Source organism: Oryzifoliimicrobium ureilyticum, from assembly GCF_037199735.1.
GTDB lineage: Bacteria > Pseudomonadota > Alphaproteobacteria > Rhizobiales > Rhizobiaceae > Rhizobium > Rhizobium ureilyticus.
The window spans coordinates 15878-39837 of record NZ_JBBBVQ010000008.1; the positions used below are offsets into that span (position 1 = coordinate 15878).

21 protein-coding genes are annotated in these 23960 nt (G+C 54.7%); 11 read left to right on the forward strand and 10 right to left on the reverse strand.

Annotated elements, in window-relative coordinates; genetic code table 11:
• Positions 1-69: 69 nt before the first annotated feature.
• The 3 genes from VQ830_RS12335 to VQ830_RS12345 form a co-directional block, all read right to left on the reverse strand.
• Positions 70-1311 (reverse strand): acetamidase/formamidase family protein, encoded by a 1242-nt coding sequence (locus tag VQ830_RS12335; RefSeq protein WP_337268413.1) that lies wholly within the window; start codon positions 1309-1311, stop codon positions 70-72.
• 34 nt (positions 1312-1345) lie between these two features.
• A complete protein-coding gene (locus VQ830_RS12340; protein WP_337268414.1) occupies positions 1346-2941 on the reverse strand; it encodes an amino acid ABC transporter permease/ATP-binding protein in 1596 nt (531 codons plus the stop codon).
• Between the two features lie 72 nt (positions 2942-3013).
• Positions 3014-3946 carry an ABC transporter substrate-binding protein gene (locus tag VQ830_RS12345; protein ID WP_438617796.1) on the reverse strand — a complete coding sequence of 311 codons (933 nt, stop codon included), beginning with the start codon at positions 3944-3946 and terminating at the stop codon, positions 3014-3016.
• A 654-nt stretch (positions 3947-4600) separates the two neighbouring features.
• Here VQ830_RS12345 and VQ830_RS12350 point away from each other — a divergent pair.
• Positions 4601-7522 carry a bifunctional diguanylate cyclase/phosphodiesterase gene (locus VQ830_RS12350; protein ID WP_337268416.1) on the forward strand — a complete coding sequence of 974 codons (2922 nt, stop codon included), beginning with the start codon at positions 4601-4603 and terminating at the stop codon, positions 7520-7522.
• 545 nt (positions 7523-8067) lie between these two features.
• Positions 8068-8229, forward strand: a complete 162-nt coding sequence (locus VQ830_RS12355) for a hypothetical protein (RefSeq protein WP_337268417.1) — start codon at positions 8068-8070, stop codon at positions 8227-8229.
• 142 nt (positions 8230-8371) lie between these two features.
• On the opposite strand, the gene VQ830_RS12360 is transcribed toward VQ830_RS12355, so the two are convergent.
• The 5 genes from VQ830_RS12360 to VQ830_RS12380 form a co-directional block, all read right to left on the reverse strand.
• On the reverse strand, positions 8372-8593 hold the full coding sequence (locus tag VQ830_RS12360; RefSeq protein ID WP_337268418.1) for a hypothetical protein: 222 nt from the start codon (positions 8591-8593) through the stop codon (positions 8372-8374).
• A 138-nt stretch (positions 8594-8731) separates the two neighbouring features.
• The gene (locus VQ830_RS12365) at positions 8732-8992 is read right to left on the reverse strand and encodes a CopG family ribbon-helix-helix protein (protein ID WP_337268419.1); all 261 of its coding nucleotides are present in this window, start codon (positions 8990-8992) and stop codon (positions 8732-8734) included.
• Between the two features lie 203 nt (positions 8993-9195).
• On the reverse strand, positions 9196-10500 hold the full coding sequence (locus tag VQ830_RS12370) for an MFS transporter (RefSeq protein ID WP_337268420.1): 1305 nt from the start codon (positions 10498-10500) through the stop codon (positions 9196-9198).
• A 22-nt stretch (positions 10501-10522) separates the two neighbouring features.
• Complete coding sequence (locus VQ830_RS12375) at positions 10523-11674, reverse strand: mandelate racemase/muconate lactonizing enzyme family protein (RefSeq protein ID WP_337268421.1); 1152 nt, start codon at positions 11672-11674, stop codon at positions 10523-10525.
• Positions 11664-12398, reverse strand: a complete 735-nt coding sequence (locus VQ830_RS12380) for a FadR/GntR family transcriptional regulator (RefSeq protein ID WP_337268422.1) — start codon at positions 12396-12398, stop codon at positions 11664-11666. Before VQ830_RS12380 ends, VQ830_RS12375 begins: the two co-directional genes overlap by 11 nt.
• 283 nt (positions 12399-12681) lie before the next feature.
• Here VQ830_RS12380 and VQ830_RS12385 point away from each other — a divergent pair, with 283 nt between their 5' ends.
• The 8 genes from VQ830_RS12385 (at position 12682) to VQ830_RS12420 (ending at position 20732) form a co-directional block, all read left to right on the forward strand.
• A complete protein-coding gene (locus VQ830_RS12385; protein WP_337268423.1) occupies positions 12682-13566 on the forward strand; it encodes a dihydrodipicolinate synthase family protein in 885 nt (294 codons plus the stop codon).
• A gap of 36 nt (positions 13567-13602) precedes the next feature.
• On the forward strand, positions 13603-14262 hold the full coding sequence (locus VQ830_RS12390; protein ID WP_337268424.1) for a GntR family transcriptional regulator: 660 nt from the start codon (positions 13603-13605) through the stop codon (positions 14260-14262).
• Between the two features lie 53 nt (positions 14263-14315).
• Complete coding sequence (locus tag VQ830_RS12395) at positions 14316-15647, forward strand: ABC transporter substrate-binding protein (RefSeq protein ID WP_337268425.1); 1332 nt, start codon at positions 14316-14318, stop codon at positions 15645-15647.
• Entirely contained in the window at positions 15647-16582 is a 936-nt protein-coding gene (locus VQ830_RS12400) for a carbohydrate ABC transporter permease (RefSeq protein WP_337268604.1), read from the forward strand. Before VQ830_RS12395 ends, VQ830_RS12400 begins: the two co-directional genes overlap by 1 nt.
• A gap of 14 nt (positions 16583-16596) precedes the next feature.
• On the forward strand, positions 16597-17418 hold the full coding sequence (locus VQ830_RS12405; protein WP_337268605.1) for a carbohydrate ABC transporter permease: 822 nt from the start codon (positions 16597-16599) through the stop codon (positions 17416-17418).
• 45 nt (positions 17419-17463) lie between these two features.
• The gene (locus VQ830_RS12410) at positions 17464-18519 is read left to right on the forward strand and encodes an ABC transporter ATP-binding protein (protein WP_337268426.1); all 1056 of its coding nucleotides are present in this window, start codon (positions 17464-17466) and stop codon (positions 18517-18519) included.
• 3 nt (positions 18520-18522) lie between these two features.
• On the forward strand, positions 18523-19452 hold the full coding sequence (locus tag VQ830_RS12415) for a sugar kinase (protein WP_337268427.1): 930 nt from the start codon (positions 18523-18525) through the stop codon (positions 19450-19452).
• Positions 19453-19817: 365 nt separating this feature from the next.
• Positions 19818-20732, forward strand: coding sequence for a hypothetical protein (locus tag VQ830_RS12420; protein ID WP_337268428.1), 915 nt, complete (start codon positions 19818-19820; stop codon positions 20730-20732).
• 286 nt (positions 20733-21018) lie between these two features.
• Here the strand turns inward: VQ830_RS12420 and VQ830_RS12425 are convergent, their stop codons facing one another.
• Positions 21019-21717: a DUF72 domain-containing protein gene (locus tag VQ830_RS12425; protein WP_337268429.1), complete on the reverse strand. Its 699-nt coding sequence runs from the start codon at positions 21715-21717 to the stop codon at positions 21019-21021.
• A 127-nt stretch (positions 21718-21844) separates the two neighbouring features.
• Here VQ830_RS12425 and VQ830_RS12430 point away from each other — a divergent pair, with 127 nt between their 5' ends.
• The gene (locus tag VQ830_RS12430; protein ID WP_337268430.1) at positions 21845-22060 is read left to right on the forward strand and encodes a DUF3072 domain-containing protein; all 216 of its coding nucleotides are present in this window, start codon (positions 21845-21847) and stop codon (positions 22058-22060) included.
• A 23-nt stretch (positions 22061-22083) separates the two neighbouring features.
• Here the strand turns inward: VQ830_RS12430 and VQ830_RS12435 are convergent, their stop codons facing one another.
• Positions 22084-23736, reverse strand: a complete 1653-nt coding sequence (locus VQ830_RS12435; RefSeq protein ID WP_337268431.1) for a hybrid sensor histidine kinase/response regulator — start codon at positions 23734-23736, stop codon at positions 22084-22086.
• Between the last annotated feature and the right edge of the window lie 224 nt (positions 23737-23960).

Here is a 23960-nt window from a genome sequence, read left to right on the forward strand (position 1 = left end):
GGAGCAGAGCGTTATGCGCCTCAAGAATTTTATATTGCACCTGCGAAGGAGGAAACGCCAGACCTGGTCTCAATAGCATCGGAACACGTTCTTGCGGATTGATCCGTGGACGCCCCAATTGGCATCGACAACCTGCGTAACCCCGAAATCTGCAGCAACCGACATCAGGGCGATTGCCTCGTCCTCGCTCAGCTTGTGCGCCGTCATCAGAAACCGGCGAAGCTTGCGAAAAGCATCACGCATGGCGCGGTCAACGCTCGAGTGCTGCGCGATCTCAGTCTGGGCGTTCTCCCCAAGGCTTTCGAGATAGTTGGGATAAGTAAAGCCATAGACCGACCATTGATCGTCCGTCTCCAGCATCGGATGCGACAAGCCTTCGAGCACCGTGCCGGCCAGATCACCCTTCTTATGCAGGATAAACTCAAAATCGCCGGTCAAGGATGTCTCTATGGCGGTGCCGCCGAGTTCGCTGTCCCCCTGCGCCGCATGAGGATCGCCAACCGAAAAATAGGCGCCATCGACGGCAACTGGATAATACATGCGCGCGCCGCGGCCGATGCGCCAGTCATCGATATTGCCGCCCGTATAGGAGGGCGGAATGGAACTGACGAAGTCCGCTTCTGCCGGAGCAAGGCCCATGGTGCCAAAATGCAGCCGTGCAGGTACGCGTATGTTTTGCAGAATATTGTCCCGCCGTCGGACCAATCGATGGTCCACGCGCACGCCCGGATAATCGATGGTTGAATGAACAACGCCATCTGGATCGGTCTGCGGCGTCCAGACGTAGTTGTAGACTGCCTTCGCATAGGGCTCGCCAGCGGTATCGAGTTCGAAGATTGTGACGACTTCGCGTGGCTTAGGCTCCTCGATGAGGTCATGATAGTGAAAACCCCAATTCGCTGCCACGTTAGAGCCAAAGCAACGGCCGGAAAAACAGGCACTGCAGCTTGGCCGCGGCCGTACATCAAGAACGCGCACCTCGAGAATATCGCCGGGCTCGGCACCTTCAATGGCGATCGGTCCGGTCAGCAGATGGACGCCCACTCCCTCACCCGCACCGATCTTGAACGGGCCTTCGGTCGGGCCCGAACCGCGACGCGAGATCGTCTTCTGTTCCTTCGTCCAGTGAAAGATCGCTTCGGCTGCGGGGTCTCCCTCGATCATCCGCTCGTAATCATCATTTGCATGATGGGTAAGTGTCTCGATCGTTGCTCGGTCACCCGACTTTAAAACCAGAGCGGGCTCCACCGCCTTGCTGAAATAGCCCCAATGCACCGTCGAAGGGGAAACTGGCAATGTGTAGTGTTTCATCTGCATCTCCGATTGCAAGACGAGGCTGGGATCGTCATGCGATCTTGCCGGCCTCGTCATCCATGATCTGAAGGAATTGCGCAGTCCGCGCGTTTTGGGGTCTGACGAGGATTTCGTTTGCAGGCCCTTGCTCGACGATCGCCCCATCAGCAAGAAACACCGCTCGATCCGCCACATCGCGGGCGAAACCGATTTGATGTGTAGAAATTACCATGGTCAGCCCGTCTTCAACGGCCAATCGGCGGATCACCTCCAGCACTTCACTGACAAGTTCAGGATCAAGCGCAGAGGTCGGTTCGTCGAGAAGCAATACGGCGGGATTGGGCGCGAGCGCTCGGGCAATGGCGACACGCTGCTGTTGGCCGCCGGACATGTGGCGAGGCAATGCATCTGCCCGATGGGAAAGACCGACGCGATCAAGCAACTCCTTCGCTCTCCGGTCAGCCTCGCTGACAGAAAGCCCTTGGACCCAGCGTAGCGGACCGGAAATATTCTCTCTTGCGGTCAGATGGCCGAAGAGATTGAAATTCTGGAACACCATGCCGACACCAACACTCGCACGCTCGTTGGCAATCTCCCGAGGCGAACGCATGCCGCCATCAGCACGTATCCCGATCTGGCGCCCGAGAACTTCGATGACACCGCTGTCCCAGGTTTCAAGGTGATTGATACAGCGAAGAAGGGTGCTTTTACCCGAGCCACTTGGTCCAAGTAGTGCAACGACTTCCCCAACACGGACATCAAGATCTAACTGGTCCAGGACTGTGCGACCGGAATAGCTCTTACGAAGACCGCGGATTTCAACCGCAGTCCGGCTCGTATTGACCGCGGCCCAGCGCCGCTCCTTGTCGATCGGCCGCAGGGCCTTCGCCGTTGCCGGCGGAAGCGATGCATCGACCCCGGCGGTTGGCAGAACGGTCTCGTCGACTTTCGACCTTGCTTTCTTGGATAGCAAACGTGCGAACCAGCGTGGAGTCTTCTGCTTCTCAAGGTCGAGTGATGACTCGACCGTCAGTTGGATAACCGCAATGGCTCCTGTGAGAATTAGATACATGAGACCGGATGCGAAGAAGATCGCGAAAAAATCGAAGGTAGCAGATGCAAGTTGGGTGCTCCGCAACGTGAGCTCCTGTACCGACACGACCGATGCAAGCGATGAATTCTTCAGGGCACTGACGGCCTCGTTGCCAAGACCGGGAACCATGGTACGCACCGCCTGCGGAACCACAACGCGCAGCATGATCGCAAGCGGGCGCATACCGAGAGCCTGGCCTGCGGAAATCTGTCCACGATCGACAGCTATGATGTTGGCACGAATGATTTCGGCAATGAACGGCGCCTCGTTTAAGGCAAGGGCCAGGCTCGCAGCCTCAATCGCAGTGAGCCTAATCCCAATGAGCGGCAAGGCGTTGTAGCAAAAGATCATCTGCAGAATGAGTGGCGTGCCTCTAAAGATGATCGCATAGGCACGAGCAACAATGGCAAGAGCGCGGAATCGACTGAGCTGCATACTTGCAAGTACGACACCCATAGCAGCGCCGCCCAAGAGCCCATAGCACGTGATCAGCAAGGTATAGACAATGCCGGTGACCAGATAAGGCTGACTGAGATAATGAAAAAATAGATCCATCTTGCCCCGCTTGAGCGTTCTAGGGAGCATTGACCGGGCTTTGCTCTGCCCGGCCGCTGCGTGAGGCTAGATTCAGTCGGCAAGCACTAGCTTTGGCGCTTCCATCTGCTCTGACGGAAGGCCCCATTTCTTCATCATCTCGACCTGCTGACCAGACTTTTGGATTTCTGTTAAGGCCGCCATGACGGCGTCGCGGAAGTCGGTCTTGTCACGGGGGACTGCGATGCCGACGGAATAGGGCAACGTCACGGCGGTCGCTTTTTCGAGCTTCTCTGGATAGGCTTTAACCGCTCCGTCAACGGTGTTCACGTCATTAATGTAGGTGTCGGCGCGGCCTGCCAGGATGGCCTGGATACAATTGGCATTATTGTCATAGAGCTGAATTTCCGGTGCGGCCAAGCCGGCTGCCTTGCATTCCTTCTCCAGAGCCTGAATGAGAGGCACTTCAACATAACCTGTGTTTTCGGCCGCAACGGCTCCGCACAGCGATTTGTTAATGCCATCGATCTTTTTTGGATTGCCCTTTGCGACGAGCACACCGTCATAGACCTTCAGATAGGTGATGAAGTCGGCGGCTTTAGCGCGATCCTTGGTAGCGTAGATATCAGAGATGACGATGTCGGCCTGTCCGGCCTGGAGCGTTGTCAAGAGCGCTGCGAAGGTGACCGACTTATACTCCACCTTGAAGCCGAGGCACTCGCCAATCGCCTCCCCCAGATCTATATCGAAACCGATGTATTTCGAGGGATCGTTGGGATCGATCGTTTCGTAACCTGGAGTGTGTGGATTGATCGCGTTAATGAGCGTCTTACCCTTCAGCGACGGGTATTTCGTCTGGAGGGCAGCGCATGCCTCGGGTGCGGCCGCATGCGCATCCAATGAAGATGTGAACGTGGCGGCGCTCACTACGGCTATGAAGAGATGAGCCGTCAAACCAAAGCTTAGCCATGCCCTGCGAAATGTCTTAATGCCCCCAGTTGCAATTCTTTTCATTTCCCGCTCCATTGTTAGACGCTGCTTTTTCACGCAACAGACGGGTTGAGCTTAGGGGGATTTGGTCTCGATCAAATTGTCGGATCACGCACATATTATTGTAAATATCGCGCCCAAAAAACCATTTTCAAATCATGTGCTTAAGTATTGTGCGGCCATGAGATAAAAAACAAGCAAACAAGTCATGAAGCTGCAATTGCAATCTGCCGCGGTACTTGATGCCCCTCATATACCCGTTGGTTGTAGCGGGGGTCTTCTGAGCAATTGGGCCGCGTCTTCCGCCCGTCAACCAGTTCATCAATGGCGGAAGCGAGCAAAGGTAATGCCGTGGCACCCTTAGCGCTTCGTTTTTTGGGGTGGAGCAAGTTCATGCGAAGAAATGTCGCCGCAACGACAGCTGGACGGGCAGACCATCACCAGCGGACAGTTCTTCCAGGGTCTTCTTAAACATTGAGAAAGCATCCGAACAAGAGGATCTGAACCTTTAGGTCTCATAAGGGTTCATCGCGCATATTTTTCTCAACGCGGCGGTGCAAACCGACGTCGCAATGACTGCGACGCTCTGAACAAGTCGATTTCTTTTCATCAACTCGTTGAACAGGCCAATTTTTAGATGGGAGCATTCGGCTCCGATAATGATCATTTGTTTCTTCATTCGAGGTTTGGATGTCCGCGCCGAAGAATTATCAACTGTCCGAAGCCTATGAACGCAGACGCCTCAACGACGTCCAGCAATATGCTTTTCTCGAAAATCAGCCCAATTATTCTGGCGATCACATCGTTTCTCTCGCTGCAGATCTGTTCGGAACCAGTACTGCCCTTGTCAGTCTCGTCGAAAAAGATCGGCAATGGTTCAACGCCAGGATCGGATTAGACCGCTGCGAGACAAGCCGAAGTGTCTCCTTCTGCTCTCATGCGTTGGCGAGCGAAGATGTGCTTGTTGTGCTTGACGCAACCAAGGACCCTCGTTTTGTGGAAAACGACCTCGTGACGGGTGAACCGAATATTCGCTTCTATGCCGGCGCGCCACTTATCACGCCGAGAGGTTATATAATCGGGACGCTCTGCATCATAGACGGCAAACCACGGGAGCGATTTTCGGAAGCTGACTGCCAGCGCTTGAAAGCGCTCGCGAGCCTCGTCATGGATCAGCTGGAGCTCAAGCGTCTTACGGAAGCACAGAAAGCCGCACTTTGCCTCAGCCGGGCAACACATGACGGCATCATCAACGTGACGCTGCCTGAAACGATCACCTATGCCAATCTTGCCGCCTCTAAGATCCTCGGCTACTCGCGCCAAGAACTGATCGATATGCCAATGAGCGCTCTGTTGCCGCCGGACATCGTTCTGAAGGTGAATGCCGCGGTCACCCGCTTCACTAAATGCGGACGGGACTACGCCGCTTTGCGAGCGTTTGAGACGACGCTGACAACCAAGTCCGGCTCAGAAGCGCCAATCGAGTTGACGGCGAGCGTTTGGTCTGCAGACGGGGCCGTGCAAATCGGTATTATCCTGCGCGACGTTACAGAGCGCAAACAGCGCGAAGCGTCTTTCAAGATGCTGTTCGAGTGCAATCCAATACCAATGTGGATTTTCGATGCGAAGGACTTGTTTTTCGTCGAAACCAACAACGCCTGCAGCGATCTTTACGGCTACAGCAAAGAACGGTTCCTGGAGCTATCCGTCTTTGACCTGAAGCCACCGGAAGATCACCCAGACATCGTCAATAATATCAACATGATGGCCTCAGTGTATGAACCGACGGATGCTGTTTCGCATCTGGATTCGATGGGGCGTCGGCTCCGTGTTCTTCCCTATGCTCGGCGTATCACCCACCAAGGAAAGGAGTGCATTCTCGCTGCTTTGATTGACGTGACCGAACGCGAACGGGCGGCAATTGAGCTCAAAAATACGCGTATATTCTTGGATGCCGTGGTTGAAAGCATCCCATCAATGCTTTTTGTCAAAGACGTGCAGGATGGTCGCTTCGTTTTGATCAACAAGGCTGGCGAAAATCTTCTCGGCATGGATCGATCTGATATCATCGGAAAAACCGACTTCGATTTCTTCTCGAACGAAGATGCTGCGCGTTACGCAGCCGATGATCGCTCGGTCGCCGCCGGACAGGAATTGGTGGTCATCGAGAACGAACCCCTCTCGACGCCGAAGGGCGTCCGCTCACTACGCACCCAGAAAGTTGGCGTGCGCGATTCTGACGGAAAGCCTCTCTATCTGCTTGGCATCTCTGAGGACGTGACAGAGCGACTTGCGATGGAGCAGAAGAACAGACATCTGTCGCGTCACGATATCCTGACTGATCTGCCAAATCGCGTTGCTTACCAAGATCTACTCAACAGCCATCTGATGGCTTGCGCTGCTGAGAGAAACGAACTGTCCTTGCTTCTTGTCGACCTTGACCGGTTTAAGGCCGTCAATGATAGCCTTGGCCATCAGGCCGGCGATGAGGTCCTGCGAAAAGTTGCCGAACGGCTCCTAGCCGATAAGGAGCCCAATGATATCGTGGCAAGGTTGGGAGGCGATGAATTCGCGATCATCAAGCCCTTGCGCCATGCGAAAGAAACTGCTCAGGCGCTGGCACTCAAAATAAGCGCCCACCTTGCCGAACCCATTGCACTCGACGGCCAACATGTTTCAGTTGGCTGCAGCATCGGGATTGCGCTGTTTCCACAACACGGAACAACCGCCGACGTGCTTATGCGTCGGGCAGACGTTTCGCTTTATCGTGCCAAAGAAAAACGTGAAGGAGGCTTTTGTCTATTCGAAGCCTCAATGGAAGAAAAGGCCGAACGAGAGCGTGTCCTTCGAAACGAATTGCGTGGTGCATTGGGACGCAATGAGTTTCGGCTCGTTTATCAGCCAATCTTTGACGCATCGTCAGGAACCGCAGTCTGTTGCGAAGCCCTAATCCGATGGGAACATCCGGTGATCGGCTCCATCTCGCCTGCGGAATTCATTCCTGCGGCGGAATCGACAGGTCTCATCCGTGAGATCGGCAGATGGGTGTTGAAAGAGGCTTGCTTGGCCGCGTCCAGTTGGCCGGCAAATATCAAGGTCGCCGTCAATCTGTCGCCACTACAGTTCGGCGGTTTCCAGCTTGCAAGCGACGTAACCTCTGCCCTCGAAGGAGCGGGCCTTCTCCCGGACCGGCTCGAACTTGAGATAACCGAGGGCATCTTCCTGCAGGACAGCGAAGAGAATATCGCAACTCTGCAGCAACTGAAGGCGCTTGGGGTCCACATCGCGCTTGATGATTTTGGCACCGGCTTCTCAAGCCTGTCTTACCTCAGAAGTTTCCCATTCGATAAGATCAAAATAGACCAATCCTTTGTCAAAGGCCTGCCCCACTCGCAAGATAGCCTTTCGATCGTACGCGCCATTATCGCGCTTGGCAGAAGCTTTGGCTCTACCATCACAGCAGAGGGTGTCGAGACGCTGCAGCAATTGGCGCTCCTGTCTGATGAAGGATGCGATGAATGCCAGGGATACTTCTTTGCTCGCCCCCTAGATCCCGATACCGTCCTAGCACGCCTGGCACCTTCGCGTCTGCGCTATGGCGCGTTGTCATGAAGGGACGTTTTGCAAATCGATTTTAGAGCAAGCCCTAGCGTCGTCTCCCTAATGCCGTTTTTACCGGAGGCGAATGAGATCATCTTTGGCCTTGCATATGCGCGGGATTGGAGATGTTGGCGGCTATTGGCGCTATGAGTAGTCCTTTCGCTCTGGACGCATGGTCGGCGCATGCACCAGTCCACGAAGCGACATCCTCTGCTAAAGGCGTCACCTCGGGCAGGGCAGACAAGCGCCCCTGATGTGAACACAAACGCACATAATCTCAGCGCCAAAGAACGCTCAAGCATCCCCTATCGTGCTGAAGTGGGTTCCTCGCATCTTCTCCAACTTCAAGCGCTGTGCGATGGGCACCTACCAACGTCTCCGATGAAGGACGTCGATATCTATTGCAACGAGTTCGCTTTCCGCTGGAACCGTCGCCGCAGCTTCCAGACGTCAATAGACGCCCCTCTTGGTGGGCCAGAAGATCGGCTCATTACCTGGCGCGGCACCATCAGCGACACCCGCAAATAGAAACATCAGCACAAAGACCAGGTGCTGGAATGGCCGATCCAGCGCGTCTCGTACGTGCCAAGAAATATGCCCTTGAGAACGTGCTGGACATCTTCGACGCCCTCGACGATATTCGAAGCGAGGAAGCACGGCACAACGACTTTCACGGCAAGCCGTTGCGCCCAACGCTACCCTCAAGGCGTCCTTGCTAGGAGCGCATCATCCGCCGCTATGTTCATCCGCTAGGCCCTGTTCAGGCAGAATGCACAAAAGGCTTTTTACGACATCTTCCGATTGGTTCGCCCATCACGGGCGCAAGACGCGGGAGACAGGTCAATGCAGAACCTGAGGGGTTCACGGCTTGAAGGTGCGGGATAAGTCATCATTAGACCCCTCCATTTCCAAGTCGTCGTCGAGTTCTTCCTCGACGTTTGGCGTTAGCTGAAGCATTCGACCGTGACGTATTGCGATGATGTTCACATCATCATCGTCACGCATGTAGTCGAATAGGTAGGCGTCGATGACAAGTGTAAAGCCCGCCATCGATTTGAAGTCCGTGCGTTGCGTTCCCAGCACTGGCGAAGGTCCTCAAAACATCCTTTGCGCGTCTGATGGTATCCGAGAAACTCTGTGCGGCATGCGGGTTCCAACGACGAAGGTAGGCCGCTTCGCTCCTCATGAAGCTAGCGGCTTCCTTCGAAACTCTCACCCGCGTCATGCAGCATGTCCGGCAACGATTTTGTCCACGTCAGCAATGATGTCGTCGATGTCCTCATACTCGCCAGCCGCGATCTGATCGCGTCCACGGGCTGCAGTTAAGATGTCCGCTCCTTCGTTGAGGAGATACGTCTTCAGGGCGCGAACGATGATGTAGCTTCTTGAACGGTCGGTGGCCTCAGCGATGGCCTCAATGCTTGCAACGACGTCCGAGGGGACGCGGAGAGTCACGGATTCCGATCCTTGCGACTTGGTCATATGGCTTCTCCCTCTGGTCAAGTGAAAGACAATGTAAGACAAGTTGGTAAGGGGTCAATTTTTCTGATCCTTTGGGGACCGACGGTAAAGACTGACCCATTTACATCCGAGTTCTGGAATTCTCTGTCTTGCACCGAGGTTGTCGCTTTTATGCCAACACAGCATTTAGTATGCACCTGTACGAACGGGATAAGCCTTTAATTCTATTCTTTGACCCTCTCCATTTTCCCGACGAGAAAGATGTAGCAGGCAGCGGCAACGATCGCCAAGGACGAACACAGGATAAGAGCCGGCGCAAAGCTTCCGCCTTTGACGAGATATCCTATGGCGATCGGGATGACGATGCTGGAAAGGCCGCCGAAGAGATTGAAGACCCCACCCGTCAATCCGATCAATCGCTCCGGGGCAAGCGCGGACACATAAGACCAGGTTATCGAAGCCATTCCTGTGCCGAAGAAAGCGATGGCCAGGAACATGATGATGAACGCGGGACTATCAACAAATTGGGCGCCGACGATCAGGACTGAAAGTCCGATGCCTGTGAGCACAGGGATCTTGCGCGAGGCGCTCAGTGAAAAACCCTTCCTCAGCAGCAAATCAGATAGAAAGCCGGACACTAAAACACCTGCGAACCCGGCCAGGAACGGCACCGAGGCATAAAACCCCGCTTTGATGAAATCGAGATGCCGGTACTGAACCAAATATGTCGGAAACCATGTGAGAAAGAAGTTGGCGGATGCCAGGTAAGAAAACTGGCCAATATAGATGCCCCAAAGCTTCTTCTTGCTCAGAACGGTCTTGAGATCGGAAAGGGAAAACGACTTCCGGCCTGCCTGTTCCTGCAGGAGACGAGTGCTCAGCTCGGGAACACCCCCACCCCGCCTGATGAGGTCAAGTTCGGCCGCGTTCGTTCCCTTGAACTTGGCAGGGTCACGATAGACTGTTGCCCATAAGATTGCCGCGATAACTCCGAGAACGCCGGTTAGGATAAAGACGGAGCGCCAACCATAGGCCGCCTCGACCCAGATAAGGACAGGCGTCAGGAAGCCAAGTCCGACATACTGGGCCGAAATATAGACGCCAATCGTGGATGCACGCTCCTTCTCGGGAAACCAGGTCGTGACGATACGGTTGTTTACGATGTAACTCGGCGCCTCGAACACGCCGACCGCGAGCCGCAAGATGAACAGACTGAACACGCCGGCCACAAAACCAAGGCTTAGTGTTGCAATCGACCATACCAGGATTGTCAGCGGATAGAGCACCCGCGGGTGAACGCGATCAGCGAGCCACCCGCCGGGAAGCTGCATGGCGGTGTAGGTCCAGCCGAACGCGGAAAACAGCCATCCCATCGTGATGGGATCAATGTTCAGCTCGCCAGTCAGAGACGGCGCAGTGATCGAAAGATTCGTACGATCGAGGTAGTTGATGACGCCTGTGAAGAACAAGAGAGCGGTGATCACGTACCGTGTCCTGCTCGGCCTCATTGCTTGTTTTATATTGTCCATGATCTCCTCCCAGAAATCTTCATCACCAGTTGGTGAAACTGCCGTCTTGGCGGCGCAGGTGCGGTGGCTCGAAGTATTGAAAGTCGACGTTTTGCAAGGCCTCCTCATTGACCTCGATGCCCAGTCCAGGACCATCCGGAATATGATAGAAGCTTCCATTGAGCTCGGCTTGCTGCGGAAAGATCTCGCGTGAATCAAAGCCGAGTTGCTCGACGGGCGAAGCTCGGCATTCGAGCCAGGAAAAGTTTGCAACAGCAGCAGCCAGATGCACCGTCGCCGTCGTGCAGATCGGACCGAGCGGGTTGTGCGGCATCAGGTCGACATAGTGGGCTTCACTCCAAGCCGCGACCTTCATTGCCTCCGTGAAGCCGCCGACATTACAAATATCGACCCGGTTAAACTGATGGATGTCTCGTTCGATATAAGGAAGAAACTGCCACTTCGAGGAGAACTCCTCGCCTATGGCAAACGGCACGTCCGTCATTCGCCGAAGAGCTTCGTAGGCTTCTGGCGTTTCATCACGGATTGGTTCTTCCAAAAAGTCCAAGGTTCCGCTTGGCATCTTCTGGCAGAAAGAGGCTGCTTCTGCGACCGAAAGCCGATGATGATAATCGATGCCCAGCACCGCTTCATCGCCTAACTCAGCGCGCGCTTTTACCATCCATGGCGCGGTTTTTGCGATCGATTCCCTCGGCTCGAACAAGTCAGTGGAATGCTGGCCCCATGGGACGAACCGAATACACTTCCAACCGGCGTCCCAAAGGATTCTCGCCTGCTCGATCATCTCAGGCCCTGGGTCTGCAGGTGCTGTGGCAAATGCCGGAACGAGATCCCGCTGCTTTCCGCCGAGAAGCTCGTAAACAGGCACACCAAAAGCCTTGCCGCGAATATCGTGAAAAGCAATATCGAGAGCGCCAATTGCGGCGGTAAGGACACGCCCTCCCTCGAAATACTGGCTCCGATACATTTCCTGCCAAAGAGCGCCGCAGCGGCGAACGTCGCGACCGATCAGGAACTGCTCAAAATGTTTGATAGCGCCGATAACCGCATGTTCGCGACCTGTCAGTCCGGACTCTCCCCAGCCATAGATCCCATCTATCGTTGTGACCTTGACAAGAAGCTGGTTGCGATGACCGACGCGCGGTGTGAAGCACTCAATCTTTTCAATCTTCATGGTTCGTTTCCTGGCTAGCGTCGATAAGCTGTTCAAGTCGATCAGCGCCCTCTGCGCCCCTGATGACGATCGCTGTTGCGATGTGCCTTGCCTCTTCCGGACGTTGGCCGGCGATCGCGCTTGCGAGGGCAAGGTGAATGGCGGGGTTAGGATCATACGAGAGGCCGACCTCGGAAAGTTCGAGGTCGGCGTTGAAGAGGCTGCGTAGCATAACTTCCATTGGCGACCGCAAAGCCTGCAGGAGGGAGTTATGGGTTGAGCCGAGAACCGCCATGTGGAAGGCAATATCAAGCTCAATGGCCGGTAAAGTCGGCTGTATTGTCATGCTTTGCGCCAAGGAGACTATTTCACGGCGTTCTTCATCGCTGGCATTGCGGGCCGCCATCGCTGCAGCTCCCGGTTCGATCAGCTCGCGTAGCTGAGCCACCTCCCGGCGGAACTGCGCATGCGACGCGCGATCGCGCAGGCGCCAGCGGATAACATCGGCGTCAAAATCACTCCAAAGGTTTCGATCAGCAACGCGTGAGCCATAGCGCCTAGCGGTTTTTATCAGGCCCTTACCCGCTAAGACTTTAACTGCCTCGCGAAGAGCATTCCGTCCAACGCCGTATTTGGCAGCGAGCTCAATCTCGGTCGGCAACACCGATCCCGGCTGCCACTCCCCGCTCACAATTGAGCGGCCCATCTCCTGGACGGTTCTCGCGATGACGCCCTTCGCAAGCATTCTCTCCTCCATCTCTGGAGGCATTTCTACATCCCATCTAAAACATGTCAATTATTAGGGCACGCATTATGGGTTAGGTCATCAGTCGAACCGAACGAGCTATCTCAAATTGGCAGCGACCTGGGCACTCCTCGCTGGCTATGTCATCAGCCGGTCGTTCTTGGCGAAGCGCCAATGCATTATCATGACGCCAAAATGCTCCTTTGCATGACTGAGAACTTAGCTGTTTACATCTAACATGTTACATGCATATTAGTCCACAACGAAGGTGAGGAGTATGCACTTGGTAAAGAAGTTTGGGCTGTCGGCGGCACTGACCACGCCATTTGACCATGAGGGTGAGATCCAGACTTCCCTGTTGGTCGAACACGCAAAATTTTGCCTTGGGAACGGTTGCGACAGCGTGACCTTGTTCGGAACGACGGGCGAAGGCAGTTCAATCGGCCACAAGGAGCGACTGAAGGTCATTTCGTCCTTCACAGCGGCCAGCATCAAGGGTCACCACATCGTTGCCGGTGTTCTCGTTGATTCCATTCCCGATGCCGTGGAACAGATGTCAGAAGCGCTCGACAACGGCGCACGCAACATTCTCCTAGCACCCCCATCTTACTTCAAAAATGTCTCCGACGACGGCTTGTTTGAATGGTTCGCTGCGGCTTTCAAGTCTCTGGGCTCAAAGGCGCGTGATGTCATCGTGTATAATATTCCGTCCGTAACGATGGCGAAGATTTCCGTTGAACTTGTAACCCGTCTGCGGGCAGCATTCCCCGACATCGTCATCGGCGTGAAGGATTCAGGCGGCGACTGGGCACATACCGAACGCCTTCTGAGGACGCATGGAGATCTAGCGATTATGATCGGCGATGAGCGCCATCTGGCACAAGGCACCCGCCTCGGTGGCCAGGGCGCAATCTCTGGCATGGCCAATCTTCTCGGTCCTGAAGTTCGCGCTATGGCGGTCGATGGGAAGGACGATCAGCGCGTGACGGATCTCGTGAACGTGATCTTGAACTATCCGGTAACGCCATCGGTCAAGGCGCTGGTTGCGCGAACCAGCGGCAACGCCCTATGGCTAAACGTAAGGCCGCCACTGATGACGATTTCCTCCCACGATCGAGACACGATCGCACAGGCATTCGATCAAGCCTTCGCGGTAAAGGCCGCCTGAAGGCGGTCGATATAAGACAAGTCAGCGGAGAAGTTTATGGACGACACCGGCGAACAGGTACCTCTGCGAGAAAAGGCGTATGAAAGCTTCACGCGCCACCTTCTCGCACGTGATGTTCGCCCTGGTCAGTTCATCTCCCAGCGCCAATTGGTGGAACTGACAGGTCTCACGCTTGGCGCCATTCGCGAGCTCATACCAAGGTTGGAGACGGAAGGACTGATCAAAACGGTTCCCCAGCGGGGACTGCAGATCGCCCATATCGATCTCAGTCTGATACGGGAAGCCTTCCAATTTCGAATTGTGCTGGAAAAGGAGGCCGTTGCCTTCTTTACGCGTAATGCGAGCGATCAGGTGGTAGAGAAGTTGTTTGAGCAGCACCGTGAGATCCTGCAGCGAATTGAAAAAGATGGTCCTTCCATTGAGCTTGAACAACATGCTCAAGCAACGGACTGGGGCATGCACAACGCGTTCGTGGATGCGATGGGCAATTCAATCATATCAAACGCCTACCGCGTTAACGCCATCAAGATGCGCCTCATCAATCAGGAACGGATCCGCATCGAAGGGCGCGTCGCGCCGGTGATGAGGGAACATCTGGCCGTTCTTGAGGCAATCCAAAAGCGGTCCGTCGAGGAGGCGATTCATCGCCTGGTTGCTCATCTCGGCAATGCAAGGGACCGCGCGTTGGCGGTCTGACGTCATTCTCGGCCCGCCCTGAGGAGAGGCGGCCGTTCAAAATGGGAGGAACTATGACAAACTCGATCATAACACCAACACGCCGCTCGTTTCTCACAGCAAGTGCTGCGTTCGCCGGCGCAGCGATCCTGGGTGGCAGGCCAGCATCTGCCGCTGTTGACTGGAAGCGATTTTCCGGAACCACGCTCAACGTCAATCTAATCAAGAGCCCACGCAGCGAGACGCTTGTAAAATACCTGTCTGAATTTGAAAGCCTGACAGGCATCAAAGTGAATGCAGAGGCAACGCCGGAACAACAGCAGCGGCAAAAGACCGTGATTGAGCTCAGCAGCGGCAAGCCAAGTTTCGATGTGGTGCATCTCAGTTATCACGTCCAGAAGCGTCAGTTCGAGAAGGGCGGTTGGCTTGCTGATATCAGCGGCTTCCTGAAGGACCCCTCGCTCACCGATGCATCTATGACGGAAGCTGATTTCGCTGAGGCAGGTCTTCTCTTTGCAAAAGACGCGAATGGCGTTCTCAGATCGCTGCCTTTTTCCGTCGATTACTGGATCACCTACTGGAACAAGGAGCTTTTTGAAAAGAAAGGCCTCGCCTATCCCACAAGCTTTGAAGAGATGGTCGCCGCAGCCGAAGCCATTACCGACAAGTCCTCTAATACGTACGGATTTGTCGCGCGCGGACTGAAGAACGCCAATACGCCTGTTTGGACCTCGCTGATGCTCGGTTATGGTGCAGCTCCAATAACGGCAGATGGCAAGGTCAATACTGTTTCCAAGGAGGCGGTGGAAGCAGCACAGCTTTACCAGCGGTTGATGACCAAATCGGCACCTCCCGGCGTATCCGGTTTCAACTGGGCGGAAGCGCAATCTGCCTTCCTCCAAGGCAAGATTGGAATGTGGTTCGATGGCGTCGGATTTGCCCCTCCGATCGAAAATCCACAGAAGTCGCGCGTAGTCGGCAAGACAGGTTATGGCGTGATACCGAAGGGTCCGGCCGCCCAAGCTGCCGGAACTTTCGGCGATGGGCTCGGTGTGGTGGAAGGGTCCTCCAATAAAGAGGCTGCCTATCTCTTTTGCCAATGGGCAATTTCGCATGATATGGGCGCGCGCCTCCTGCAGGCCGGTGCGGGCGTACCGTTCCGTCAGTCCATCTTGGCCGATCCAAAGGTCCGCGAGGGCGTCAAGATGCCGGGTAGCTGGCTAGATGCCGTAGCAGGCTCTGGTAAGGTATCGAAACTTGCCCTGCCCGTTGTGATCCCGGTCACTGAATTCCGCGACATTTACGGCGTGGCACTTACGAATATGATCGGGGGTGCCGACCCGGAAGCTGAACTAAAGACCGCGACCGCCCAATTCGAGCCGGTCCTGGCACGAAGCGAGGGATGATGGCATCGTTGAGCATCGATAACTCGGTCGCCGACGAAACGGCACAGCAGGGTAAGCCACCGCGGCTTGCCCCCAACTATTGGCCTTTCGTCTTGCCCTCGCTATTGGTCGTGTCAGCGGTCATTGTCTTTCCCTGGCTCTTCACATTGTGGATGAGCGTCAATAGCTGGACGCTGGGCCAACCTCGCAGCTTTATTGGCTTTGCCAATTACGTGCGTCTGGCGCAGGACATGCGGTTTTGGGAGTCCTTGTGGCATACTGCCACCTATACGGCCCTTTCCGTCATCCTCCCGTTGTTCTTCGGCACATTGGCAGCCCTCGTGTTCGACGCAAAGTTCCCGTTTCGCGGTTTCCTGCGCGGCGTCTTTGTCATGCCGATGATGGCAACTCCGGTTGCTGTAGCGTTGGTGTGGACGATGATGTTCCATCCCCAGCTCGGCGTTTTAAATTATCTCCTGTCTTTCCTCGGCCTTGGTCCGCAGGAATGGATCTACAACCAGTTCACCGTTATTCCATCGCTGGTCCTCGTAGAAACGTGGCAATGGACACCTCTTGTTATGCTGATCGTGCTCGGTGGCCTCGCTGCCGTTCCGCGCGAACCCTACGAGAGCGCTGAAATTGACGGCGCCAATGCATGGCAAAAGTTCCGCTATCTGACCATGCCAATGATTGCGCCCTTCCTGATGATCGCGGTGATCATCCGCTCCATCGATGCGATCAAGAGCTTCGACATCATCTATGCTATGACGCAAGGAGGGCCCGGAACGGCTTCAGAGACGATCAATATCTACCTCTATAACACCGCGTTCGCCTATTACGACATTGGCTATGGCTCAGCCATGGCAGTCGTCTTTTTCCTCATCATCATCGCACTGTCGTTCATTCTTCTGATGGTGCGTCAGCGTGCGCAATGGTCGGATATGGAGGATCGCTAATGGCAAACCGCTTCATCCGCAAAAAGCTACTCGATCAGATCGGCCTTCTCTTTGTGGCCTTCGTGATGGTCTCCCCGGTCGTCCTGTTTTTCCTTTGGATGATTTCTCTTTCACTTAAATACGAGATCGATAACGGCGCTTATCCCCCGATATTCATCCCGGAAAACTTCGCATGGTCAAACTATGTGACGGTCTTCGAAGAAAACAACTTTCTCCTGTATTTTTGGAACTCCGTTCTCGTGACCGGATCGGCAACCCTGTTGGCGCTTTTGATCGGCGTGCCGTGCGCGTACGGCATCGCGCGACTCAAGGCTGAGAAATCGGCTGTGGTGATCATGATTGCGCGTATGACGCCGGGGCTTTCTTTTCTGATCCCACTCTTTTTGCTCTTTCAGTGGGCAGGGCTCATCGGTACCCTTTGGCCACAAATCATCATCCATCTCGTCGTCACTGTTCCGATCGTTGTCTGGATCATGATTGGCTATTTCGAAACAACGCCGATGGAACTCGAAGAAGCCGCCAGCATCGACGGTGCGACGCCTTGGCAAGTGTTCAGGCTCGTGGCTCTGCCGATCGCCAAACCAGGGATAGTGGTTTCCTTCATTCTGGCGCTGATCTTCTCTTGGAACAACTTTGTCTTCGGCATCGTCTTGGCCAATCGCGACACCAGAACGCTTCCTGTCGCCGTCTACAACATGCTTTCGTTCGAGCAAGTCAGCTGGGGCCCGCTGGCAGCGGCAGCTCTCATCGTGACGTTGCCCGTACTATTGCTGACCATGTTTGCACAAAAGCAGATCGTCGCTGGCCTGACAGCTGGCGCTGTAAAGGGCGGTTGAGGGCAAAATGCCCTCCCCCTTATTCCAACGAAGGACAGATATTCCATGGCAACCGTCAATATCCAGAACATCCAGAAGAATTACGGCGCTGTAAAAGTCATCCATGGGATCGACATCGATATTGCGGAGGGTGAATTCGTCGTTCTTGTCGGTCCATCAGGCTGCGGGAAATCGACGCTTCTGCGGATGATTGCAGGTTTGGAAGAAGTCAGCGGCGGTGCAATTCGCATTGGCCCGCGTGAAGTCTCCAACATGCCTGCCAGGGACCGCGATATCGCGATGGTATTTCAGAACTACGCTCTTTACCCGCACATGACAGTGGCAGAAAACATGGGCTTCGCGCTCAAACTCAAGAAAGTCGATCAGGCGCAGATCCGCAGCAAGGTCACTCATGCCGCCAACATTTTGGGCCTTGAAAAGCTGTTGGATCGCTATCCAAAGCAGCTATCCGGCGGTCAACGCCAGCGTGTTGCAATGGGAAGAGCCATCGTTCGAGATCCCCAGGTGTTCCTATTTGATGAACCACTTTCCAATCTGGATGCGAAACTGCGCGTGCAAATGCGCGGTGAGATTAAGACGATGCATCAACGTATCGGAACGACTACAATTTACGTAACGCATGACCAGGTCGAGGCTATGACGATGGCCGATAAGATCGTCGTGCTTCACGACGGCCATATCGAGCAAATCGGTGCGCCATTGGAGCTTTACGACCGTCCAGCCAATATGTTTGTGGCGGGCTTCATCGGTTCACCAGCCATGAACTTCATTGAAGGACGTCTGGAGGAAGGCGTGTTCCGGACGAACAAGGGGCTCATCCTGCCGTTGCCAAAAGACTTGCCAAAAGACATAGGCGGGCGAGGTCTTGTTTACGGCGTACGTCCAGAACATATTCGCGCGTCTTCTGATGGTATCGAAGGAAGAGCGACGCTCATAGAAGGGACAGGATCGGAGATCTTCACGCGTCTCGAAGCGCATGGCGAAGATATTGCCTGCTTGTTTCGAGAGCGGTTGGATGTTCGGTTTGGCGACGCCATCCACATCCAAATCGATCTACCGCGGGTTCATCTGTTCGACAAGCAGACCGGTCGAAGACTTTGATCGATGCAAAAGCGTGTCCTTTGCGTCGGAGCTGCCGTGCTCGATACAATTTTCCGGGTCGACAAACTACCCCGAGGAGAGGGAAAGATCTTGCCGACGCAAATGCTGCAGGTTGCTGAAGGCATGGCGTCAAGCGCCGCCTTCGCCGTTGTCAGACTTGGCGGCGCGGCAACGCTCTGGGCAGCGGCTGGGAACGACCAGACGGGTTCGAAGATATTAAGCGATCTTGCACGTGACGGGATTGATGTCAGCGAGGTGACGATTGTGGACGGTGCGCCGAGCGCCTTGTCAACAATTTTAGTCGATGCGGCCGGAGATCGTTTGATCGTCCCGTTTTACGATCCACGACTTCACGAGAACCCGCCGCCTGTCACGGAGGACTCGATCCGCCGTTTCCAGGCGGTCATGGTCGACGTGCGATGGCCCGTTGTTGCGTTCGACGTCTTGACGGTTGCGCGACGACTTGGCATTCCCGCCATCCTGGATGGGGACGTCGCTCCCGCAGAGACGCTGTCGCGCCTTGGAGATGCGGCAGACTACATCATATTTTCTGAGCCGGCCGCACGTTCACTGTGCGATCAACCCAAGCCCGGGGACCTCGTTCGCACGCTTGCTGCGCGTTTTCAGCATGCACTCGTCTGTGTGACCTTCGGCGCTCAAGGCGCCTATTGGGTGGATAGAAGAGACGGCAATCTCTATCATCAGCCTTCCCTTCCAGTCGCTTCAGTGGACAGTCTTGCGGCCGGCGATGCCTTTCATGGTGCGTTTGCTTTGGGCTTAGCTGAAGCTCTGGATGTAAAGGACGCTGTTCGCTTGGGTTCAGTTGCCGCGGCCCTGAAATGTATGGTCTTTGGCGGAAGGATCGGGATGCCTTCACGCCCGGCGAGCGAAGAAGCACTCGGCCGCTTACCGGCTTATATCCTGCATAGTTAAAGTTCCTGCCTCGTTATGCGGCTCTGGTTGAAAAAGCTGACGTTAGCTTGGATTTAGTCTGCTTTCATTGAATGCATAAGCGTGTCATGAGGTCCAGCTCTTAGATCGGATAGCCGTTTACGCTGGCGGGGAAGGCCAGCGGAAAGCGTGTATGGATCATCTCCTGATCCATTAGACCGCACGCCATAGGCAGCGATCAGTAATATCTTTCTCATGGCTCGGGAACAAAAGCTGCAAGAGAAGGTTGCAAGCCCACAAGGTCATCATTGAGAAGGAGATATTCTAATGGGTCGTGGCATTCTACTCTGGCTACTCGGCGTTCCGCTGCCAATCATCATCCTGCTCGCGATTTTTGTACGCTAGGAATGTCGATGTCCCTTTCTCAACCCGCAGATGTCACCCCTATCGAGTCATCGAAGCCAGCGATTTCATGGGGCCCGATCTTTGGAGGCGCTATTACCGCGATCGGTATCACTCTGATCCTCTTGCTCTTAGGATCAGGCTTTGGCTTGACGATGGTCTCGCCGTGGTCAGGCGAAAGCAGTTCTGCGACAACCATCGGTGTAACGGCAGCCATCTGGCTTGTGGTCGTTCAATGGCTATCATCAGCACTTGGTGGATATCTTACTGGTAGATTGCGCACAAAGTGGGCAGCCATCCATACAGATGAAGTTTTCTTTCGAGATACAGCACATGGATTTATGAGCTGGGCGTTGGCGACCATTATTGTGCTTGGATTTCTCGCGTCATCTCTCACATCGCTTGCCGGGGCGAGCGCGCGTGCCGTAGGAAGCGCAACCTCCACTGCATCTATGGCGGCGACACAGACAGCGGCATCTTCGACAAGTGGGGAAAACTCATCAACCTCCTACTTCACTGATGCCCTATTGCGCCCCGAGCAGGCATCGGCGCAGGCGCGAAGCGATGATGGCGCAGCGACGGCTGAGGTATCTCGTATCCTTATCCATGGGGCGGCGAGCGGCGGCGTTCCAGATGCAGATAAAACCTACATCGCAGGTATCGTCTCGGCCCGCACCGGTCTCAACGAAGCCGATGCACGGGCGAGAGTTGATAACGTCCTCAATCAGATCAATGACGCGAAGCAGAAAGCGCAGCAAGCAGCTGATGCTGCTCGCAAAGTCGCGGCAACGACAGCTATCATCGGCGCAATCTCCTTGCTCGTTGGGGCTTTCATTTCATCGGTTGCTGCTGCCCTTGGCGGAAAACAGCGCGACGACGAGGAAGATCTTTTCGTCACGGGGCGGGCTCCCCGGGTCTAACTCTTTGGCATGGGGTTTTCGGACCCCATGCTTCTTCTCAGTTAAAGCCGTTATTTCGTCGAAACACGTCAAAGGGCCAAGGCAAAGTTAAAGGTTCTGACACATTTCTGCTTCGCCCTATCCTTGTCCTGGAGAGCGTGCGGCAGTGGAAGCGGATAAAGGGCTCGGCGTCTCGCCGCGGCTCGCGAAACCGCGGAGAACCTCTTACTATGACATGCACGACAGGAGATGTGAGACAACCTTCACACGCGTTTGACCTCATACCGTGTCATGCGCTTAGCGCATTTTAAGCATGGTCCATCTCAAGCATGGTCAGGGCGTTTTCAATGGCTGCTCCGGAGGCAGTGTTGTCAAGAACGCACCAGCCATCTGGAGCAAGTCGCTCCAAGTTCGCACGCAGCTCATCATCGCTATAGCTCGAGTAGTACATCCTCGGTTTCCCGTGGAGGCGAACATACCTTGCCGGGCGGTCAAAGTCCGCCGCGGGCCACACCGGTGCCGGATCGGCAAGAACGCGGTCGATCTTGAATTTCCTCAATAACTCAAGCGCTTCGGACGACATCCAGCTCTTGTGCCGGACCTCGATCACGAGCTGCCCGTCATCTTCATTTCGCATCTCTTGGAACGCGACGTCGAAGCGTTGCGGATCAAAAGCCAGAGACGGCGGGAGCTGACAAAGCAGCGGCCCGCGCTTCGTTTCAAGTGGCGCAATATCATCTAGGAATATCTTGAACAGAGGTGTGATGTCCCTCATCGCCTGAGCATGAGTGATGTCTTTGGGGATCTTTATTGCAAAGCGAAAGTTGTCCGGTACGGCCTCTGCCCAGCGCGCATAGGTCGCTTGCTTGTGACGGCGGTAGAAGGTCGAGTTGATCTCAACGCCGTCAAATACGGAAGCATATCGTGCTAAGCCGCTTCCCTCATGTGCGAATTGACCTGCCACCTTCTTGGGGATCGACCAGCCCGCTGTTGCGATAATTGGCACGTTTGTTCTCCTGATCCAGCGCTCGTTTCGAACGAGGACATCAACAACAGTGTTCCAAACGCATGCTCGCAGTCGCGGGAACCGCATGCTCAAAAGAACGTTTAGTGAACAGACAAAGGAGGAAGTGATGAGTGACAATCCCAAGACTGATACGGTTTCCAATACACAAAAGGATCCCGACGATTGGGTCAGCGGCGATGAGCCGATGACTGGCGCGCAGCGTTCTTACTTGAAGACATTGTCCGAGCAAGCACATCAGCCTGACGTATACGCCGACGATCTCACCAAAGCCGATGCCTCAAAGCGCATCGATGCGCTGAAAGAAAGCCTGAAATTGGATTGAGAAACAGGTTTAACGGGTCGACATCAATGCGCTGCAACGACGTTCAGTTGCCAAATCGCCGAACGAAGCTCACTTGGAAGGATGGGTTTCGAAAGCAACGGAATTTCGGGATCCGCTAGGTCTTCTGCCACCTTGGGCAGCGAGTGACCCGTCATGACCACGACGGGCACTTTCCATCCCGCCTGCTCGCGCACAGCAGCAATACATTCCTTGCCCGTCTGTCCTCGACCTAGATCAAAGTCAGTAATGAGGAGATCGCAGGGGTCGAACGAAGCCGGAATAGCTATTTCCGCCTGTACGATGAAACCCCATTGTCGCAACAATGTCGCTGTCGCAAGAAGAACGGCCTCGTCATCCTCGACGAGCAGGATTCGCAAACCGGCAATTTGATCCCCGAAGACTATAGGCGCTGAAGAAGGCCTTCTGCTCCCCAGTGACGGATCGGCAATTTGGAGTCCGGAAATACAGACAGATGTGCCAGAGCCGACGACCGACCGCAAGTCAATGCGCAAACTCATCACGTCGATGAGGCGCTTCACGATGGCCAAGCCTAATCCAATCCCTTCGACGTCCTTCTCTCCCCGCCTGTGAACTCTGTAGAACTCGTCGAAGACACGCGACTGGTGCTCCAGCGCAATGCCGGGGCCCTGATCGTAGATTTCGATCGCCAGGTTTTCGCCCTTACGTCGGCAGCCAATCAAGATTCTGGACCCTGCGGCATACTTGATGGCGTTGCTGAGAATATTCTGCAAGATTGTGCTCAGCAGCGATCGATCGACCACGACATGATGTCGACAGGGCACGAGAGTAAGTTGCGACCCGGCTCGTCGTATAGCCTCCTCGTTTTGGCTGGCAACCTCGCCGATAACCTCATTGATCGGAATTGTCTCGGGCTTCGGCGTTAGCTTGCCACTGTCGAGTGCAGATATATCCAGTAGCGACTTGAACAACCGTGACACGCTCTTCAGAGACCGATCGATATTATCGACCATGGCAATATCATGCGGCTTCAGATCAGAATTCCTGAGGCACGCGGTAAAAAGACTAATCGCGTGAATGGGCTGTCGGAGATCATGACTTGCATGAGCCAGAAATCGCGATTTGGAGAGGTTTGCCTCTTGCTCTGCTGCATAGGCGCTCTGCAACCGCAGCAGAAATGCCAAGGTGTAAGACGGTGCAAGGACTGCCATCACCACAAAGGTCAAAACCACATAGGGATTTTGTTGCCAGTAGACGTTAAAGTACGTGCTGATTGCGAGCGAGCAAAGGGCGAGTGCAGTGGCGGGCAACAAAAAGCGCGGACCAAAGCGCAACCCGACCACCACCGTGTGCCAAACCACGAGCGCCGCAATAAGGAACAGTGGAGCACCGCCGATGGACATCGCTATCGTGCAAAACGTGTAGTCGAGGACCAAAACAATGCCGCGGCGCAGCTTGTTGACGCCAGGCTTAGCAACAATCCAGCCCAACAGCACAAAAGCGTAAGGAACGTAGAAGCCGAAAAGTACGTAGAAATACTTGCTTTCAGGCGGGGTAGCGCCCCTCGATATCAGGGGGAGTATGTAAGCCATGGCAATAAACAGAACGATGATGCGCATGATTGCTTGCGCTCGTTCGGTATCAAATGCGGCATCATTACGCATGCCAAAAAGGCGGATCACTCTAGAATACTTCAAGGTTCGTCCGATTAAAGTTTTCGCACAAATTCAAGCCGGATCGCTCGCCCAAGAGTGCGAAGCCGCTCCAATTATAACAACAGCCGGCATCTCCCGCTGTAGAGTCATTATCATTTCGAAGTCTTCAGAAACACAGTTTGATGTATTGGGAGTTATTGCAGGGAGAAGCCGACCGGATTTTTGGGAAAATTGGTAGTATCAAATAGACAGCGTCGCAAGACACT